Origin of the sequence: Jatrophihabitans endophyticus (assembly GCF_900129455.1) — a bacterium.
Classification (GTDB): Bacteria; Actinomycetota; Actinomycetes; order Mycobacteriales; family Jatrophihabitantaceae; genus Jatrophihabitans; species Jatrophihabitans endophyticus.
On record NZ_FQVU01000002.1, the window covers coordinates 175,770 to 192,126 of the forward strand.

20 protein-coding genes are annotated in these 16,357 nt (G+C 68.5%); 1 reads left to right on the forward strand and 19 read right to left on the reverse strand.

From position 1 onward, the window contains the following. Window position 1 precedes the first annotated feature (1 nt). The 18 genes from rplE to rpsL form a co-directional block, all read right to left on the reverse strand. On the reverse strand, window positions 2-568 hold the full coding sequence (gene rplE / locus BUE29_RS06100; protein WP_073387629.1) for a 50S ribosomal protein L5: 567 nt from the start codon (window positions 566-568) through the stop codon (window positions 2-4). Then, entirely contained in the window at window positions 565-885 is a 321-nt protein-coding gene (gene rplX, locus BUE29_RS06105) for a 50S ribosomal protein L24 (RefSeq protein WP_073387632.1), read from the reverse strand. Before rplX ends, rplE begins: the two co-directional genes overlap by 4 nt. Before the next feature lie 2 nt (window positions 886-887). Then, window positions 888-1,256 carry a 50S ribosomal protein L14 gene (gene rplN, locus BUE29_RS06110; RefSeq protein WP_073387636.1) on the reverse strand — a complete coding sequence of 123 codons (369 nt, stop codon included), beginning with the start codon at window positions 1,254-1,256 and terminating at the stop codon, window positions 888-890. A gap of 82 nt (window positions 1,257-1,338) precedes the next feature. Next, window positions 1,339-1,623, reverse strand: coding sequence for a 30S ribosomal protein S17 (rpsQ, locus tag BUE29_RS06115; protein ID WP_073387639.1), 285 nt, complete (start codon window positions 1,621-1,623; stop codon window positions 1,339-1,341). Further along, on the reverse strand, window positions 1,620-1,853 hold the full coding sequence (gene rpmC / locus BUE29_RS06120; protein ID WP_073387643.1) for a 50S ribosomal protein L29: 234 nt from the start codon (window positions 1,851-1,853) through the stop codon (window positions 1,620-1,622). Before rpmC ends, rpsQ begins: the two co-directional genes overlap by 4 nt. Before the next feature lie 5 nt (window positions 1,854-1,858). Beyond that, window positions 1,859-2,275 (reverse strand): 50S ribosomal protein L16, encoded by a 417-nt coding sequence (gene rplP / locus BUE29_RS06125; RefSeq protein ID WP_073387647.1) that lies wholly within the window; start codon window positions 2,273-2,275, stop codon window positions 1,859-1,861. Window positions 2,276-2,277: 2 nt separating this feature from the next. Continuing rightward, the gene (gene rpsC, locus BUE29_RS23635) at window positions 2,278-3,261 is read right to left on the reverse strand and encodes a 30S ribosomal protein S3 (protein ID WP_073387650.1); all 984 of its coding nucleotides are present in this window, start codon (window positions 3,259-3,261) and stop codon (window positions 2,278-2,280) included. Next, window positions 3,261-3,650: a 50S ribosomal protein L22 gene (gene rplV, locus BUE29_RS06135; protein WP_073387653.1), complete on the reverse strand. Its 390-nt coding sequence runs from the start codon at window positions 3,648-3,650 to the stop codon at window positions 3,261-3,263. The genes rpsC and rplV overlap by 1 nt, the downstream gene beginning before the upstream one ends. Before the next feature lie 10 nt (window positions 3,651-3,660). Next, window positions 3,661-3,942, reverse strand: coding sequence for a 30S ribosomal protein S19 (gene rpsS, locus BUE29_RS06140; protein WP_073387657.1), 282 nt, complete (start codon window positions 3,940-3,942; stop codon window positions 3,661-3,663). 12 nt (window positions 3,943-3,954) lie between these two features. Continuing rightward, the gene (rplB, locus tag BUE29_RS06145) at window positions 3,955-4,788 is read right to left on the reverse strand and encodes a 50S ribosomal protein L2 (protein WP_073387660.1); all 834 of its coding nucleotides are present in this window, start codon (window positions 4,786-4,788) and stop codon (window positions 3,955-3,957) included. Between the two features lie 8 nt (window positions 4,789-4,796). Next, the gene (gene rplW / locus BUE29_RS06150) at window positions 4,797-5,090 is read right to left on the reverse strand and encodes a 50S ribosomal protein L23 (RefSeq protein ID WP_073387664.1); all 294 of its coding nucleotides are present in this window, start codon (window positions 5,088-5,090) and stop codon (window positions 4,797-4,799) included. Then, window positions 5,090-5,791 (reverse strand): 50S ribosomal protein L4, encoded by a 702-nt coding sequence (gene rplD, locus BUE29_RS06155; protein ID WP_073387667.1) that lies wholly within the window; start codon window positions 5,789-5,791, stop codon window positions 5,090-5,092. The genes rplW and rplD overlap by 1 nt, the downstream gene beginning before the upstream one ends. A 4-nt stretch (window positions 5,792-5,795) precedes the next feature. Then, complete coding sequence (gene rplC, locus BUE29_RS06160; RefSeq protein WP_073387672.1) at window positions 5,796-6,467, reverse strand: 50S ribosomal protein L3; 672 nt, start codon at window positions 6,465-6,467, stop codon at window positions 5,796-5,798. A 14-nt stretch (window positions 6,468-6,481) separates the two neighbouring features. After that, the gene (gene rpsJ / locus BUE29_RS06165; RefSeq protein WP_040804197.1) at window positions 6,482-6,787 is read right to left on the reverse strand and encodes a 30S ribosomal protein S10; all 306 of its coding nucleotides are present in this window, start codon (window positions 6,785-6,787) and stop codon (window positions 6,482-6,484) included. A 144-nt stretch (window positions 6,788-6,931) separates the two neighbouring features. Further along, window positions 6,932-8,128 carry an elongation factor Tu gene (gene tuf, locus BUE29_RS06170; RefSeq protein WP_073387676.1) on the reverse strand — a complete coding sequence of 399 codons (1,197 nt, stop codon included), beginning with the start codon at window positions 8,126-8,128 and terminating at the stop codon, window positions 6,932-6,934. A gap of 87 nt (window positions 8,129-8,215) precedes the next feature. Continuing rightward, complete coding sequence (fusA, locus tag BUE29_RS06175) at window positions 8,216-10,312, reverse strand: elongation factor G (RefSeq protein ID WP_073387679.1); 2,097 nt, start codon at window positions 10,310-10,312, stop codon at window positions 8,216-8,218. A gap of 59 nt (window positions 10,313-10,371) precedes the next feature. Then, window positions 10,372-10,842 (reverse strand): 30S ribosomal protein S7, encoded by a 471-nt coding sequence (rpsG, locus tag BUE29_RS06180; RefSeq protein ID WP_073387684.1) that lies wholly within the window; start codon window positions 10,840-10,842, stop codon window positions 10,372-10,374. After that, window positions 10,842-11,216 carry a 30S ribosomal protein S12 gene (gene rpsL, locus BUE29_RS06185; RefSeq protein WP_073387688.1) on the reverse strand — a complete coding sequence of 125 codons (375 nt, stop codon included), beginning with the start codon at window positions 11,214-11,216 and terminating at the stop codon, window positions 10,842-10,844. Before rpsL ends, rpsG begins: the two co-directional genes overlap by 1 nt. Window positions 11,217-11,629: 413 nt before the next feature. Here rpsL and BUE29_RS06190 point away from each other — a divergent pair, with 413 nt between their 5' ends. Then, window positions 11,630-12,160, forward strand: a complete 531-nt coding sequence (locus BUE29_RS06190; protein WP_143168022.1) for a GNAT family N-acetyltransferase — start codon at window positions 11,630-11,632, stop codon at window positions 12,158-12,160. Window positions 12,161-12,427: 267 nt separating this feature from the next. On the opposite strand, the gene BUE29_RS06195 is transcribed toward BUE29_RS06190, so the two are convergent. Continuing rightward, on the reverse strand, window positions 12,428-16,330 hold the full coding sequence (locus BUE29_RS06195; protein WP_073387694.1) for a DNA-directed RNA polymerase subunit beta': 3,903 nt from the start codon (window positions 16,328-16,330) through the stop codon (window positions 12,428-12,430). Between the last annotated feature and the right edge of the window lie 27 nt (window positions 16,331-16,357).

Below are 16,357 nucleotides of genomic sequence, written 5' to 3' on the forward strand. Positions count from 1 at the left end.
GTCAGTTCTCCTTGAACGGGAAGCCGAGCGCCCGCAGCAGCGCCCGTCCCTCGTCGTCGTTCGCCGCGGAGGTGACCACGGTGATGTCCATGCCGCGCGGACGGTCGATCGAGTCGGGGTCGATCTCGTGGAACATCGACTGCTCGGTCAGGCCGAACGTGTAGTTGCCGTTGCCGTCGAACTGGCGGTCCGACAGCCCGCGGAAGTCACGGATACGCGGCAGCGCGAGCGACAGCAGCCGGTCGAGGAACTCCCACATGCGGTCACCGCGCAGCGTCACCTTGGCGCCGATCGGCATGCCCTCGCGCAGCTTGAACTGCGCGATCGACTTGCGCGCGCGCTGCACGAGCGGCTTCTGCCCGGTGATCAGCGTCAGGTCGCGGACGGCACCGTCCATGAGCTTGCTGTCCTTGGCGGCCTGGCCGACGCCCATGTTGACGACGATCTTCGTCAGGCCGGGCACCTGCATCGGGTTCGCGAACGAGAACTCCGAGGTGAGGGCCGGGACGATCTCGTCGCGGTAGCGCGTCTTGAGCCGCGGCGCCGTGTTCTCGGTGGCGGTGGTCATGACAGGTCCTTCCCGGAGCGGCGGGACACGCGCACGTTGCGGCCGCTCTCGTCGTCACGCCGGTAGCCGACGCGGGTGGCCTTGCCCTCGCTGTCGATCACCATGACGTTGCTGGCGCTGATCGAGGCCTCGATGTGCTCGATGCCGCCGGCCTTGGCGCCCCGGTTGGTCTGCGAGACCCGGGTGTGCTTCGTGACGCGGTTGACGCCCTCGACGACCACGCGGTTCGTGGTGGGGTCGGCCGCGATGACCTTGCCCTTCACGCCGCGGTCCTTGCCGGCGATGACGACGACCTCGTCGCCCTTCTTGACCTTCACGATTACAACACCTCGGGAGCGAGAGAAATGATCTTCATGAACCGCTTGTCGCGCAGTTCGCGGCCGACCGGGCCGAAGATGCGGGTGCCCCGCGGCTCGCCGTCGGTCTTGATGAGCACCGCGGCGTTCTCGTCGAAGCGGATGTAGCTGCCGTCGGGGCGGCGGCGCTCCTTGACGGTGCGCACGATGACGGCCTTGACGACGTCGCCCTTCTTGACGCCGGCGCCGGGCAGCGCATCCTTGACCGTCGCGACGATGATGTCGCCGATCCCGGCGTACCGGCGCCCGGAGCCGCCCATCACCCGGATGCACAAGATCTCCTTGGCCCCGGTGTTGTCGGCGACTCGAAGTCGCGACTCCTGCTGAATCACTGCCTACTCCTGAGAACTAGGACCTGTTCCCCTCCACGGAGGGGACGGTTTCACTGGTGGTGCGGGTGGTACCCGGCCGGTGCTACTTGGCCTTCTCGATGACCTCGACGACGCGCCAGCGCTTGGTGGCCGACTGCGGCTTGGTCTCCATCAGCCGGACGCGGTCGCCGATGCCGACCTCGTTGCTCTCGTCGTGGGCCTTGAGCTTGTTCGTGCGCCGCAGGACCTTGCCGTAGAGCGGGTGCTTGACGCGGTCCTCGACCTCGACCACGACGGTCTTCTCCATCTTGTCGCTGACCACGAGACCCTCGCGGATCTTGCGGTAGTTGCGACCCTGGCCGGCGGCCGTTTCGGTGGTCTCGCTCATGATGCGGTCACGCCCTCGCTCGGGGCGACCGACAGGCCGAGCTCACGCTCGCGCAGGATCGTGTAGATCCGCGCGATGTCGTGCTTCACGGTGCGCAGTCGCCGGTTGTTGTCCAGCTGCCCGGTCGCCATCTGGAAGCGCAGGTTGAACAGCTCTTCCTTCGACTCGCGCAGACGGGTGGCGAGCTCGTCGTCGTTGAGCTCGCGCAGTTCGTTGGTCACGGTGCTCATCTGGTTCAGACCTCGCCCTCTCGGGTCACGATCCGGCACTTCATCGGCAGCTTGTGGATCGCGCGGGTGAGCGCCTCGCGAGCGACCTTCTCGTTCGGGAACGAGAGCTCGAACAGGACGCGGCCGGGCTTGACGTTGGCGATCCACCACTCGGGCGAACCCTTGCCCGAACCCATGCGGGTCTCGGCCGGCTTCTTGGTCAGCGGACGGTCCGGGTAGATGTTGATCCAGACCTTGCCGCCACGACGGATGTGCCGGTTGATCGCGATACGCGCCGACTCGATCTGCCGGTTGGTGACGTAGGCCGGCTCGAGCGCCTGGACGCCGTACTCGCCGAAGGCCACCTGCGTGCCGCCCGAGGCCATGCCCCGGCGGGTCGGGTGGTGCTGCTTGCGGTGCTTCACGCGGCGTGGGATGAGCATGATCAGCTCTCCGTGTTCTCGGTGGTCGGGGCGTCGGCCGGCTGCGGCGCGTTGCCCTGGATGCCCTCGGCACCGGCGGCCTCCGCGGCGGCGGGGGCCTCGGCGACGTCGGCGGCGGCCGCGGCATCGGTGGTCACGGCCGATTCCTGCAGGTTGGGCTCGACGGCGGTCGGCTCGGCGGCGTCGGTGGTGGCGGTGGCGACCGAGCCCTCGCCGGACGCCGCGCGACCGGCGTCGGTGCTGACGCCCGTGGTGCCCTGCGAGCCGGAGCGACGCGGGCGCGAGCCACCGGCCGGCCGGTCACGACGCTGGCGCAGCGCCTCGGCGGCGGCCGCGGCCTCGCGCTCGCTGCGCGATCCGGTCGGGACCTCGCCCTTGTAGATCCACACCTTGACGCCGATGCGGCCGAACGTGGTGCGAGCCTCGTAGAACCCGTAGTCGATGTTCGCGCGCAGCGTGTGCAGCGGCACGCGCCCCTCGCGGTAGAACTCCGAGCGCGACATCTCGGCCCCGCCGAGGCGGCCCGAGCACTGCACCCGGATGCCCTTGACGCCCGGGCTCTTCAGCGTCGACTGCATGCTCTTGCGCATGGCGCGGCGGAAGCTGACGCGGTTGGACAGCTGCTCGGCCACACCCTGCGCCACCAGCTGCGCGTCGCCCTCGGGGTTCTTCACCTCGAGGATGTTGAGCTGCACCTGCTTGCCGGTGAGCTTCTCGAGCTCCCCACGGATGCGGTCGGCCTCGGCGCCGCGGCGACCGATGACGATGCCCGGACGCGCGGTATGGATGTCGACGCGCACGCGGTCGCGGGTGCGCTCGATCTCGACCTTGGCGATCCCGGCGCGCTCCATGCCCGTCGACATCAGCTTGCGGATCTTGACGTCCTCTTTGACGTACTCCGCGTACTGCTTGTCGGCGTACCAGCGGCTGCGGAAGTCGGTGGTGATGCCGAGGCGGAACCCGTTCGGGTTGATCTTCTGACCCATCAGCGGCCCCGTCCCTTCTTGCTCGTCGGTCGGTCGACGCTCTCGACCTCGATGGTGATGTGGCTCGTGCGCTTGCGGATGCGGTAGGCGCGACCCTGGGCCCGCGGCCGGAACCGCTTCATGGTCGGGCCCTCGTCCACGTACGCGCGGGAGATGACCAGCGACGCGGGGTCGAGGTCGAAGTTGTTCTCGGCGTTGGCGATCGCGCTGGCGAGCACCTTCGCGACGGGCTCGGCGGCGGCCTGCGGCTGGAACTTCAGCGCCGCGAGGGCTTCCTGGGCCGGGCGGTTGCGGATGAGGTCGACGACGCGGCGCGCCTTCATCGGCGTCACCCGCACGTGGGACGCCTTGGCGAAGGCGCCACGCACCTCGGTGTCTGGCTCGGTCATGTCAGCTCCCTCAGCCGCGCCGCGAGCGGCGGTCGTCGCGAACGTGGCCCTTGAAGGTCCGCGTCGGCGCGAACTCGCCCAGCTTGTGGCCGACCATGCCCTCGGTGACGAACACCGGGACGTGCTTGCGGCCGTCGTGCACGGCGATCGTGTGCCCGAGCATGTCGGGGATGATCGTCGAGCGGCGCGACCAGGTCTTGATCACGTTCTTGGTGTTCTTGTCGTTCTGCGCGTCCACCTTCTTGAGCAGGTGGTCGTCGACGAACGGGCCCTTCTTCAAACTGCGTGGCATCGCTGCTACCTCTTAGCGCTTCTTGTTCGTACGACGACGGCGGACGATCATCTGGTCGCTGGCCTTGCGGCGCCGGGTACGACCCTCGGGCTTGCCGTTCGGGTTCACCGGGTGACGGCCACCGGACGTCTTGCCCTCACCACCACCGTGCGGGTGGTCGACCGGGTTCATCGCGACACCACGGACGGTCGGGCGCTTGCCCTTCCAACGCATGCGGCCGGCCTTGCCCCAGTTGATGTTGCTCTGCTCGGCGTTGCCGACCTCGCCGACCGTCGCGCGGCAGCGCACGTCGACGTTGCGGATCTCGCCCGAGGGCATCCGCAGCTGCGCGTAGACGCCCTCCTTGGCCACGAGCTGCACGCTCGCGCCGGCGGAACGGGCGATCTTCGCGCCGCCGCCGGGACGCAGCTCGATCGCGTGCACGACGGTGCCGACCGGGATGTTGCGCAGCGGCAGCGCGTTGCCGGGCTTGATGTCGGCGCTGGGGCCGTTCTCGATCCGGTCGCCCTGCTTGAGCAGCCGCGGCGCGAGGATGTAGCGCTTCTCGCCGTCGGCGTAGTGCAGCAGCGCGATGCGCGCGGTGCGGTTCGGGTCGTACTCGATGTGCGCGACCTTGGCCGGCACGCCGTCCTTGTCGTGACGACGGAAGTCGATCACGCGGTAGGCGCGCTTGTGGCCGCCGCCCTGGTGGCGCGTCGTGACCTTGCCGGAGTTGTTGCGCCCGCCCTTGTTGTGCAGCGGCTTGACCAGCGACTTCTCCGGATGGTCACGGGTGACCTCGGCGAAGTCGGCCACGGACGAACCACGGCGACCGGGCGTCGTCGGCTTGTACTTACGGATAGCCATTGCTCAACTCAGCCAATCTGTCCGAACACGTCGATGCGGTCGCCGGCACGCAGCGTCACGACGGCGCGCTTCACGCTCTTGCGCGTCCCGAAGCCGGCGCGGGTGCGCTTGCGCTTGCCCTGCCGGTTGAGGGTGTTGACGTCGGTCACCTTCACGCCGAACACCTTCTCGACCGCGATCTTGATCTGCGTCTTGTTGGCCTGCGGGTGCACCTCGAAGGTGTACTTGTTGTCGTCCAGCAGGCCGTAGCTCTTCTCCGAGATGACCGGAGCGAGCAGCACGTCACGGGGATCGTCGAACATCAGCTGTCACCCTTCGTGACGGCGACGGCCTCGGACTCGGTGGCCGAGGCGGTGGCGGTACGGCCCTTGGCGGGGCCGGCGATGAACTCGTCGAGCGCGCCGCGCGTGAAGACCAGGTCGTCGCTGATCAGCACGTCGTAGGTGTTGAGCTGCGACGGCTCGAGCACGTGGACGCTCGACACGTTGCGCAGGCTCTTCCAGGTGAGCTCGTCGGTGCGCTCGACCACGACCAGCACGTGCTTGGCGCCGCTGACCGAGGCCAGCGCCGTCGCCACGCCCTTGGTGGAGGGCACATCGCCGTCGAGCAGCGACGACACCACGAACACGCGGTCGTTGCGGGCCCGGTCGGACAGCGCGCCGCGGAGCGCGGCGACCTTCATCTTCTTCGGGGTGCGCTGCTCGTAGTTGCGCGGCACCGGGCCGTGCACGGTGCCACCGCCGGCGAACTGCGGGGCGCGGGTCGAGCCCTGGCGGGCGCGGCCGGTGCCCTTCTGGCGGTACGGCTTCTTGCCGCCGCCGCGGACCTCGCCACGCGTCTTGGCCTTGTGCGTGCCCTGACGAGCGGCGGCGAGCTGCGCGACCACGACCTGGTGGATCAGCGCGACGTTGGTCTTGGCGTCGAAGATCTCCGCGGGGAGGTCGACGGTGCCGCCGTCGGCGTCCGACCCGGTCGGGTTCTGGACGGTGAGAGTGAGCGTCATCGGGTCACAGGCCCTTCTCGATCGGGTTCAGCTCGCCCGACTTGCCGGCGCTGCGCACGAACAGCAGGCCGCCCTTGGGACCGGGGACGGCGCCCTTGATGAGCAGCAGGCCCTTCTCGGTGTCCACCTTGTGGACGACGAGCCCGGTCGTCGTGGCCTTGACGTGGCCCATGCGGCCGGCCATGCGCAGGCCCTTGAAGACGCGGCCCGGGGTGGCACAGCCACCGATCGAGCCCGGCGAGCGGTGCTTGCGCTGGGTGCCGTGCCCGGCGCCGAGGCCCTTGAAGCCGTGGCGCTTCATGACACCGGCGGTGCCCTTGCCCTTGGTGGTGCCACTGACGTCCACGCGGGCGCCGTCGGCGAACACCTCGGCGGTGATCTCCTGGCCGACCGTGTAGCCCTCGACGGCGTCGGTGCGCAGCTCGACCAGGTGGCGACGCGGCGTCACGTCCGCGGCCTTGAAGTGGCCGGCGACCGGCTTGGTCACCTTGCGCGGGTCGATCTGCCCGTAGGCGAGCTGGACGGCGGTGTAGCCGTCCTTCTCCTCGGTACGGATCTGGGTGACGACGCACGGCCCGGCCTTGACGACGGTCACCGGCACGATGCGGTTGTTCTCGTCGAAGACCTGGGTCATACCGAGCTTCTCGCCCAGAATCCCTGTCCTGTCGTTAGCCATGTCTCTTCCCGCGCTTACTGGATGTTGACGTCGACCGACGCGGGCAGATCGATGCGCATGAGCGCGTCGACCGTCTTCGGCGTCGGGTCGAGGATGTCGATGAGCCGCTTGTGGGTGCGCATCTCGAAGTGCTCGCGACTGTCCTTGTACTTGTGCGGCGATCGGATGACGCAGTAGATGTTCTTCTCCGTCGGCAGCGGCACCGGGCCCACGACCCGGGCGCCGGTACGGGTCACCGTCTCGACGATCTTGCGCGCACTGGCGTCGATGGCCTCGTGGTCGTAGGCCTTGAGCCGGATGCGGATCTTCTGTCCCGCCATGGTGGCTGACTCACCTTCACTGTGTTCGGTCCTGCAGGTTCGAGCCCGCCCGCCACGAGGCGGGAGGCACCCGTCCGGGCGGAGTACCGGCCGCGCGTGAACGCGGCCGGCTCCACCCGGACGGGGTGGATCGGGACTGCGGTACTACTCGACGATCTTGGTGACGCGGCCCGCACCCACGGTGCGGCCACCCTCGCGGATGGCGAAGCGCAGACCGTCCTCCATGGCGACCGGCTGGATGAGCTCGACCGACATCTCGGTGTTGTCGCCCGGCATGACCATCTCGGTGCCCTCGGGGAGGGTCACGACGCCGGTCACGTCGGTGGTGCGGAAGTAGAACTGCGGCCGGTAGTTGTTGAAGAACGGCGTGTGGCGGCCACCCTCGTCCTTGGACAGGATGTAGACGTTCGCCTCGAACTTCGTGTGCGGCGTCGTGGTGCCCGGCTTGATGACGACCTGGCCGCGCTCGACGTCCTCGCGCTTGATGCCACGCAGCAGCAGGCCGACGTTCTCGCCCGCCTGGCCCTCGTCGAGCAGCTTGCGGAACATCTCGATGCCGGTGACCGTGGTCGTCTGCTTGTCGGTGCGGATACCGACGATGTCGACGGTCTCGTTCACCTTGAGCACGCCGCGCTCGATACGGCCGGTGACGACCGTGCCGCGACCGGTGATCGTGAAGACGTCCTCGATGGGCATGAGGAACGGCTTGTCGGTGTCACGCTCGGGCTGCGGGATCGCGTCGTCGACGGCCTGCATGAGCTCCAGCACCGACTCGCCCCACTTGGCGTCGCCCTCGAGCGCCTTGAGCGCCGAGACCTTGACGATGGGAGCGTCGTCGCCCGGGAACTCGTACTGGGTCAGCAGCTCGCGGACCTCGAGCTCGACGAGCTCCATGATCTCCTCGTCGTCGACCATGTCGGCCTTGTTGAGCGCGACGACGATGTAGGGGACGCCGACCTGGCGGGCCAGGAGCACGTGCTCCTTGGTCTGCGGCATCGGGCCGTCGGTGGCGGCGACGACGAGGATCGCGCCGTCCATCTGCGCCGCACCAGTGATCATGTTCTTGATGTAGTCGGCGTGACCGGGGCAGTCGACGTGCGCGTAGTGACGCTGCTCGGTCTGGTACTCGATGTGCGCGATCGAGATCGTGATGCCGCGCTGCCGCTCCTCGGGCGCCTTGTCGATCATGTCGAACGCCTCGGTACTCGGGTTGAGGTCCGGGTACTTGTCGTGCAGCACGCGCGAGATCGCAGCCGTCAGCGTCGTCTTGCCATGGTCGATGTGACCGATGGTGCCGATGTTGACGTGCGGCTTGGTCCGCTCGAACTTGGCCTTCGCCACTGTGGATCCCTGTCCTCTCGGGCTGGTTCGCCGGTCTTCTTGGTCCGGCTTGTTCTGACGTGTGTGTTGGGTCGGGTGGGGGTGGAACTACTCGCCGGTGACCTTGGCGATGATCTCCTTGGCCACGTTGGCCGGGACCTCGGCGTAGCTGTCGAACTGCATCGAGTAGCTCGCCCGGCCCTGCGTCTTCGACCGGAGGTCGCCGACGTAGCCGAACATCTCCGACAGCGGCACGAGGGCCTTGACCAGCCGTGCGCCGCCGCGCTCCTCCATGGCCTGGATCTGGCCACGGCGGGAGTTGAGGTCGCCGATGACGTCGCCCATGTTGTCCTCGGGCGTGGTGACCTCGACGGCCATCATCGGCTCGAGCAGGACGGGGTTCGCCTTCTTGGCCGCGGCCTTGAACACCATCGAGCCCGCGATCTTGAACGCCATCTCCGAGGAGTCGACGTCGTGGTAGCCGCCGTCGAGCAGGCTGAACTTCACGCCCACCATCGGGTAGCCGGCGAGGATGCCGTACTGCATGGCCTCCTGCGCACCCGCGTCGACCGAGGGGATGAACTCCTTGGGGATGCGGCCGCCGGTGACCTTGTTCTCGAACTCGTAGCTCGGGCCGTCCGCGGTCATCTCCAGCGGCGCGACCGCCACCTGGACCTTCGCGTACTGACCCGACCCACCGGTCTGCTTCTTGTAGGTGAGGTCCTCGCGCTCGACGGCCCGCCGGATGGTCTCGCGGTAGGCCACCTGCGGCTTGCCGACGTTCGCCTCGACGCGGAACTCGCGCTTCATGCGGTCGACCAGGATCTCCAGGTGCAGCTCGCCCATGCCGGAGATGACCGTCTGCCCGGTCTCCTCGTCGTTGTGGACGCGGAAGGTCGGGTCCTCCTCGGCGAGCTTCTGGATCGCGACGCCCAGCTTCTCCTGGTCGGCCTTGGTCTTCGGCTCGATCGCGACGTCGATGACCGGGGCCGGGAACGTCATGGACTCCAGCACGATCGGGGTGCCGGGGTCGGACAGCGTGTCGCCGGTGGTCGTCTGCTTGAGGCCCGCGACGGCGATGATCTCGCCCGCGCCGGCGCGCTGCAGCTCCTCACGCTTGTTGGCGTGCATCTGGTAGATCTTGCCGATGCGCTCCTTGCGGTCCTTCGTGGAGTTCAGGACCTGCGAGCCGTTGTCGAGCACGCCGGAGTAGAGGCGCACGAACGTCAGCTTGCCGAGGTGCGGGTCGGTCGCGATCTTGAACGCCAGCCCGGCCAGCGGCTCGGCCTCGTCGGCCTTGCGCTCGGCCGGGGTCTCGCCGTCCTGCAGCGTGCCGGAGACGTGGTCGACGTCCAGCGGCGAGGGCAGGTAGTCGACGACGGCGTCGAGCAGGGGCTGGACGCCCTTGTTCTTGAACGCGGTGCCGGTGAGGACCGGGTTGACCAGGTCGGCGAGCGTCGCCTTGCGGATCGCCGCCTTGATCGTCGGGACGTCGAGCTCCTCGCCCTCGAGGTACTTCTCGGCGATCTCGTCGTCGACGTCGGCCAGCTGCTCGAGCAGCGTCTCGCGGTACTCCGCGGCCTGCTCGGCGAGGTCGGCCGGGATGTCCTCGACCGAGTAGTCCTCGCCCATCTTGGTCTCGCCGCGCCAGGTGAGCGCCTTCATCTGCACGAGGTCCACGACACCGACGAAGTCGGCCTCGTTGCCGATGGGCAGCTGCAGCACGAGCGCGTTCGAGTTCAGGCGGTCCTTCATCATCTCGACGCAGCGGAAGAAGTCGGCCCCGGTGCGGTCGAGCTTGTTGACGAAGCACATGCGCGGGACGGAGTACTTGTCCGCCTGCCGCCAGACCGTCTCGGTCTGCGGCTCGACGCCGGCGACACCGTCGTAGACCGCGACCGCGCCGTCGAGGACGCGCAGAGAGCGCTCGACCTCGACGGTGAAGTCGACGTGGCCCGGGGTGTCGATGATCTGGATCGTGTGCCCCTTCCAGGAGCACTTGGTCGCCGCGGACGTGATCGTGATGCCACGCTCCTGCTCCTGCTCCATCCAGTCCATCGTGGCGGCGCCGTCGTGGACCTCACCGATCTTGTAGTTGATACCGGTGTAGAAGAGGATGCGCTCGGTCGTCGTGGTCTTGCCCGCGTCGATGTGCGCCATGATCCCGATGTTGCGGGTCTTGGCGAGCTCGGCTGCGTTTGCCATGTCTGTCTCGTCTTCCTTGCTGGCGGGCGGGCGCGGGTGTCTGCGACGGTGGTCGCGGACTACCAGCGGTAGTGCGCGAAGGCCTTGTTGGATTCGGCCATCTTGTGGGTGTCCTCGCGACGCTTGACGCTGGCGCCCAGGCCGTTGCTGGCGTCGAGGATCTCGTTCATCAGCCGCTCGGTCATCGTCTTCTCGCGCCGCGAGCGCGAGTAGCTCACCAGCCAGCGCAGCGCGAGCGTGGTGCTGCGGCCGGGCTTGACCTCGATCGGCACCTGGTAGGTGGCGCCACCGACGCGGCGGCTCTTCACCTCGAGGGCGGGCTTGACGTTGTCGAGCGCACGCTTGAGCGTGACCACCGGGTCGGCGCCGGTCTTGTCGCGGGTGCCCTCGAGGGCGCCGTAGACGATGCCCTCGGCGATGGACTTCTTGCCGCCGACGAGCACCTTGTTGACCAGCTGGGTGACCAACGGCGAGGCGTACACCGGGTCGATCACGAGCGGACGGCGCGGGGCGGGACCCTTGCGAGGCACTAGCTCTTCTCCTTCTTCGCGCCGTAGCGGCTGCGGGCCTGCTTGCGGCCGCGCACGCCCTGTGTGTCGAGCGAACCGCGGATGATCTTGTAGCGCACGCCCGGGAGGTCCTTCACGCGACCGCCGCGCACGAGCACGATCGAGTGCTCCTGCAGGTTGTGGCCGACACCCGGGATGTAGGCGGTGACCTCGATCTGGCTGGTCAGTCGCACACGGGCGACCTTGCGCAGCGCAGAGTTCGGCTTCTTCGGCGTGGTCGTGTAGACGCGGGTGCACACGCCGCGGCGCTGCGGGGAGCCCTTGAGCGCCGGCGTCTTGGTCTTGTCGACCTTGTCCTCGCGGCCCTTGCGGACCAGCTGCTGGATCGTAGGCATGCGGCCTGCAATCTCCTCGTTCGTCGTCTCTGCTTGGTACTGCTCTTCGGTCGTGCTGGTGTCGGACCCGGCTCGCTAGGGGCGTGCTCGTCCGGACGCTGTGCTGTTGTCGTACCCACGCGGGCCGACCTCCCGGTCCCCGAGGTCGGGCGTGTCGCGCCGACCCAGGCCCCGCCGGCCTCGTCACGACTGCTGAGCCGGGGGTAAGAGCTCGGTGTTACCGCGAGGGGCACACCTGGTGACCCGAATTGCTCCGGGCACAAGGAGCAACTGTACTCAGCTGCCCGCGGGACGCCAAATCCCCTCAGATCGAGGTCCTCGAGCGGGGCCTGCTCCCCGCGATCAGGTCGGAATTTCGGGCCTGTCGTCCCCGACCCACCGCGCCGAACGCGCACCGCGGTGACAATGGCCGGGTGGCCGAGCTGTGGATCCGCGACGCGACACCCGCCGACGCCGCGGCCTGCGCCGCGATCTACGCACCCTACGTCACCGACACCGCGATCACCTTCGAGCTCGACGCCCCGGACGCGACGGTGTTCGCCACCCGCATCACGGCGGCGCAGGATGCCCACGCGTGGCTGGTGGGCGAGACGGGCGGCCGGGTGATCGGTTACGCCTACGCCGGCCGGTACAAGACCCGCGCCGCCTACCGGTGGGCGTGCGAGGTGAGCGTCTACCTGGAACCGGGGCTGCGCCGGACCGGCGCCGGGCGCGCGCTCTACGAGGCGCTGTTCGAGCGGCTGGTCGCGCGCGGCTACCGGACCGCCGTCGCCGGGATGACGCTGCCGAACCCGGCCAGTGAGGGCCTGCACCACGCGCTCGGCTTCGAGACGGTCGGCGTGTACCGGCGCATCGGCTGGAAGCACGGCGCCTGGCACGACGTCGAGTGGACGCAGCGCCGGCTCGTCGACGGCGACGCCGGCCCATCCCGCGAACCCGGCTGACCGCGCACCCGGTCGGCCTCACCGGAGCGCGCCGGTCCCCCGGTTGGCCCCACCTCAGCGCGGTTGCTGGAGCCCCATCACCGCGCTGGCATGGGGCCAACCTGCCCGCCGCACCGGCCCGCGACCCCTGCCGGACCAGCGACGCGCCGACCTCGAGGGGACGTCAACGGACCGACGTGGGGCGGAAGCGGGGACGACGAAGGGCCGGCCCCCGCGGGGACCGGCCCTTCGTGCGTCGTGCGGACTACCGGGCGAGCGATCGGCTCACTAGCGGTAGTCGTCGTAGCCGAACTCGTCGAGCGGGACGGCCGGGCCGAGCGTGTTGTTGCCGAACCCGTAGTAGTCGTTCTCGTCGTACCCGGACATGGAGAACGCCGCGGCGCGGGCCTCCTCGGTCGGGTTGACGTCGACGTTGCGGTACCGCGAGATGCCGGTGCCGGCCGGGATCAGCTTGCCGATGATCACGTTCTCCTTGAGGCCGACCAGCGAATCGGACTTCGCGGAGATCGCGGCGTCGGTGAGCACCCGGGTCGTCTCCTGGAACGACGCCGCCGAGAGCCACGACTCGGTCGCCAGCGAGGCCTTGGTGATGCCCATGAGCACCGGACGGCCGGACGCCGGCTCGTTGCCCTCGGCCACGGCCCGCCGGTTCTCGCTCTCGAACGACGTGCGCTCGACCAGCGAACCGGGCAGGAACTCGGTCGCACCCGACTCGATCACCGTGATGCGCTTGAGCATCTGCCGGATGATCACCTCGATGTGCTTGTCGTGGATCGCGACACCCTGGCTGCGGTAGACCTCCTGGACCTCACGCACCAGGTGCAGCTGCACCTCGCGCGGGCCCATGATCCGCAGCACGTCGTGCGGGTTCACCGCGCCCGAGATGAGCTGGGTGCCCGCCTCGACCGCGTCGCCGTCGTTGACGAGCGGACGAGCACGCCGGGTGATCGGGTACTCCTTCTCCTCGTCACCGTCGTCGGGGATGATCACGATGCGCCGCGACGAGCCCTTCGAGCCGTCGGACTCCTCGAACCGGACCCGTCCCGAGGTCTCCGCGATCGGCGACATGCCCTTGGGCACACGTGCCTCGAACAGCTCGCCGACACGGGGCAGACCGTGCGTGATGTCGTCACCGGCGATGCCGCCGGTGTGGAACGTCCGCATGGTCAGCTGGGTGCCCGGCTCACCGATCGACTGCGCCGCGATGATGCCGACGGCCTCACCGACGTCCACCAGCTTGCCGGTCGCGAGCGAGCGGCCGTAGCAGGTAGCGCAGGTGCCGAGCGAGGACTCGCAGGTCAGCACCGAGCGGACCCGGACCTCGCTGATCCCGGCCTCGACGAGCTCGTCGATCAGGACGTCACCGAGATCGGTGCCGGCCGTCGCGACGGTCGTCTTGCCGTTGGTGATGTCCTCGGCGAGGACGCGCGCGTAGACCGAGGTCTCGACGTGCACGTCCTTGAGCAGCGTGCCGTCGGGCTGGACCGCCGCGATCGCCATGACGAGGCCACGGTCGGTGCCGCAGTCCTCCTCACGGATGATGACGTCCTGCGAGACGTCGACCAGGCGCCGGGTGAGGTAGCCCGAGTCGGCGGTACGCAGCGCCGTGTCGGCGAGGCCCTTGCGGGCACCGTGCGTGGCGATGAAGTACTCCAGCACCGACAGGCCCTCGCGGAAGTTCGCCTTGATGGGCCGCGGGATGATCTCGCCCTTCGGGTTGGCCACCAGACCGCGCATACCGGCGATCTGCCGCATCTGCATCATGTTTCCGCGCGCGCCGGAGTTGACCATGATGTAGACCGGGTTGGCCTTCGGGAAGTTCGACTCCATCTCCTTGGCGACCTCGCTGGTCGCCTTGGTCCACACCTCGACGAGCTCCTGCCGGCGCTCCTCCTCGGTGATGACACCACGCTGGTACTGCTTCTCGATCTTCTCGGCGTCACCCTCGTAGCGCTCGAGGATGGTGGCCTTGGCCGGCGGCGTCACGACGTCGTCGATGGCGATCGTGATGCCCGAGCGCGTGGCCCAGTGGAAGCCGGCCGCCTTGAGGGCGTCGAGCGTGTTGGCCACGACGACCTTGGGGTAGCGCTCGGCCAGGTCGTTGACGATCTGCCCGAGCTCCTTCTTCGTCACCGGGTAGTTGACGAAGCGGTAGTCCGCGGGCAGGGCGTCGTTGAACAGGCAGCGCCCGAGCGAGGTCTCGAGGATCGCCGGCTGCCCGGCCTCCCACGCCTCGGGAGCGTCCCACTTGGCGTTGCCCTGGCCGTTGTCGACCGACGTGACGCTGCCGAGCCGGATCTTCACCGGCGCCTGCAGGTTCAGCGTCTTCGTGTCGCGGGCCATGATCGCCTCGGCCGGCGAGCCGAAGACACGACCGGCGCCGTCCGCCTCGGGCTTGAGCGCCGTGAGGTGGTACAGCCCCAGGATCATGTCCTGCGTCGGCATCGTGACCGGCCGGCCGTCGGCCGGCTTGAGGATGTTGTTCGTCGACAGCATCAGGATCCGGGCCTCGGCCTGTGCCTCGGCCGACAGCGGCAGGTGCACCGCCATCTGGTCGCCGTCGAAGTCCGCGTTGAACGCGGTGCAGACGAGCGGGTGGATCTGGATGGCCTTGCCCTCGACCAGCTGCGGCTCGAAGGCCTGGATGCCGAGGCGGTGCAGCGTCGGCGCACGGTTGAGCAGCACCGGGTGCTCGCGGATGACCTCTTCGAGGACGTCCCACACCACCGGGCGCGCGCGCTCGACCATGCGCTTCGCCGACTTGATGTTCTGCGCGTGGCTGAGGTCGACGAGCCGCTTCATCACGAACGGCTTGAACAGCTCCAGCGCCATGCCCTTGGGCAGGCCGCACTGGTGCAGCTTGAGCTTCGGGCCGACGATGATCACCGAACGGCCGGAGTAGTCGACGCGCTTGCCGAGCAGGTTCTGGCGGAACCGGCCCTGCTTGCCCTTGAGCAGGTCCGACAGCGACTTCAGCGGCCGGTTGCCCGGGCCGGTGACCGGACGGCCACGACGGCCGTTGTCGAACAGGGCGTCGACGGACTCCTGCAGCATCCGCTTCTCGTTGTTGACGATGATCTCGGGCGCGCCGAGGTCGATCAGTCGCTTGAGGCGGTTGTTGCGGTTGATCACGCGGCGGTACAGGTCGTTGAGGTCGGAGGTCGCGAAGCGGCCGCCGTCGAGCTGCACCATCGGGCGAAGGTCCGGCGGGATGACCGGCACGCAGTCGAGCACCATGCCCTGCGGGCTGTTGGTGGTCGCCAGGAAGGAGGCGACGACCTTGAGGCGCTTGAGCGCACGCAGCTTCTTCTGGCCCTTGCCGCTGCGGATGGTCTCGCGCAGCAGCTCGGCCTCGGCGTCGAGGTCGAAGTTCTTCAGCAGCGTCTGCAGCGCCTCGGCGCCCATGCCACCGTCGAAGTAGTCGCCGAAGCGGTCGCGCAGCTCGCGGTAGAGGAGCTCGTCGCCGATGAGCTGCTTGACCTCGAGCTTGCGGAAGGTGTCGATGACCTCGTCGAGACGGTCGATCTCACGCTGCGCGCGGTCGCGGATCTGGCGCATCTCGCGCTCGCCGCCCTCGCGGACCTTGCGGCGGACGTCGCTCTTCGCGCCCTCGGCCTCGAGCTCGGCGAGGTCGGTCTCGAGCTTCTTGGCGCGCGTGTCGATGTCGGAGTCGCGCTTCTTCTCGAGCACGCCCTTCTCGGCGCTGATCTCGGCCTCGATCGTCGGGAGGTCGCGGTGACGCTCCTCGTCGTTGACGCCGGTGATCAGGTACGCGGCGAAGTAGATGATCTTCTCGAGATCCTTCGGCGCGAGGTCGAGCAGGTAGCCGAGGCGCGACGGGACGCCCTTGAAGTACCAGATGTGGGTGACCGGCGCGGCCAGCTCGATGTGACCCATCCGCTCACGGCGCACCTTGGCCCGGGTGACCTCGACGCCGCAACGCTCGCAGATGATGCCCTTGAAGCGGACCCGCTTGTACTTGCCGCAGTAGCACTCCCAGTCCCGGGTGGGACCGAAGATCTTCTCGCAGAACAGCCCGTCCTTCTCCGGCTTCAGGGTCCGGTAGTTGATGGTCTCGGGCTTCTTGACCTCGCCGTGGCTCCACTGCCGGATGTCGTCGGCGTTGGCCAGGCCGATACGCAGCTCGTCGAACACGTTGACGTCGAGCAAAGTTTCCTACCTTCTGTGGCAACTGCT

Coding starts and splice junctions, on each gene's coding strand:
- rplP (WP_073387647.1), bottom strand. CDS start 2,275: ATGCTCATCCCACGCCGCGTGAAGCACCGCAAGCAGCACCACCCGACC.
- rpsC (WP_073387650.1), bottom strand. CDS start 3,261: ATGGGTCAGAAGATCAACCCGAACGGGTTCCGCCTCGGCATCACCACC.
- rpsQ (WP_073387639.1), bottom strand. CDS start 1,623: ATGAGCGAGACCACCGAAACGGCCGCCGGCCAGGGTCGCAACTACCGC.
- rpsS (WP_073387657.1), bottom strand. CDS start 3,942: ATGCCACGCAGTTTGAAGAAGGGCCCGTTCGTCGACGACCACCTGCTC.
- rpsJ (WP_040804197.1), bottom strand. CDS start 6,787: ATGGCGGGACAGAAGATCCGCATCCGGCTCAAGGCCTACGACCACGAG.
- rplE (WP_073387629.1), bottom strand. CDS start 568: ATGACCACCGCCACCGAGAACACGGCGCCGCGGCTCAAGACGCGCTAC.
- rpmC (WP_073387643.1), bottom strand. CDS start 1,853: ATGAGCACCGTGACCAACGAACTGCGCGAGCTCAACGACGACGAGCTC.
- fusA (WP_073387679.1), bottom strand. CDS start 10,312: ATGGCAAACGCAGCCGAGCTCGCCAAGACCCGCAACATCGGGATCATG.
- rpsL (WP_073387688.1), bottom strand. CDS start 11,216: ATGCCTACGATCCAGCAGCTGGTCCGCAAGGGCCGCGAGGACAAGGTC.
- rplV (WP_073387653.1), bottom strand. CDS start 3,650: ATGACCGAGCCAGACACCGAGGTGCGTGGCGCCTTCGCCAAGGCGTCC.
- rplD (WP_073387667.1), bottom strand. CDS start 5,791: ATGACGCTCACTCTCACCGTCCAGAACCCGACCGGGTCGGACGCCGAC.
- rplW (WP_073387664.1), bottom strand. CDS start 5,090: ATGTTCGACGATCCCCGTGACGTGCTGCTCGCTCCGGTCATCTCGGAG.
- rplC (WP_073387672.1), bottom strand. CDS start 6,467: ATGGCTAACGACAGGACAGGGATTCTGGGCGAGAAGCTCGGTATGACC.
- rplB (WP_073387660.1), bottom strand. CDS start 4,788: ATGGCTATCCGTAAGTACAAGCCGACGACGCCCGGTCGCCGTGGTTCG.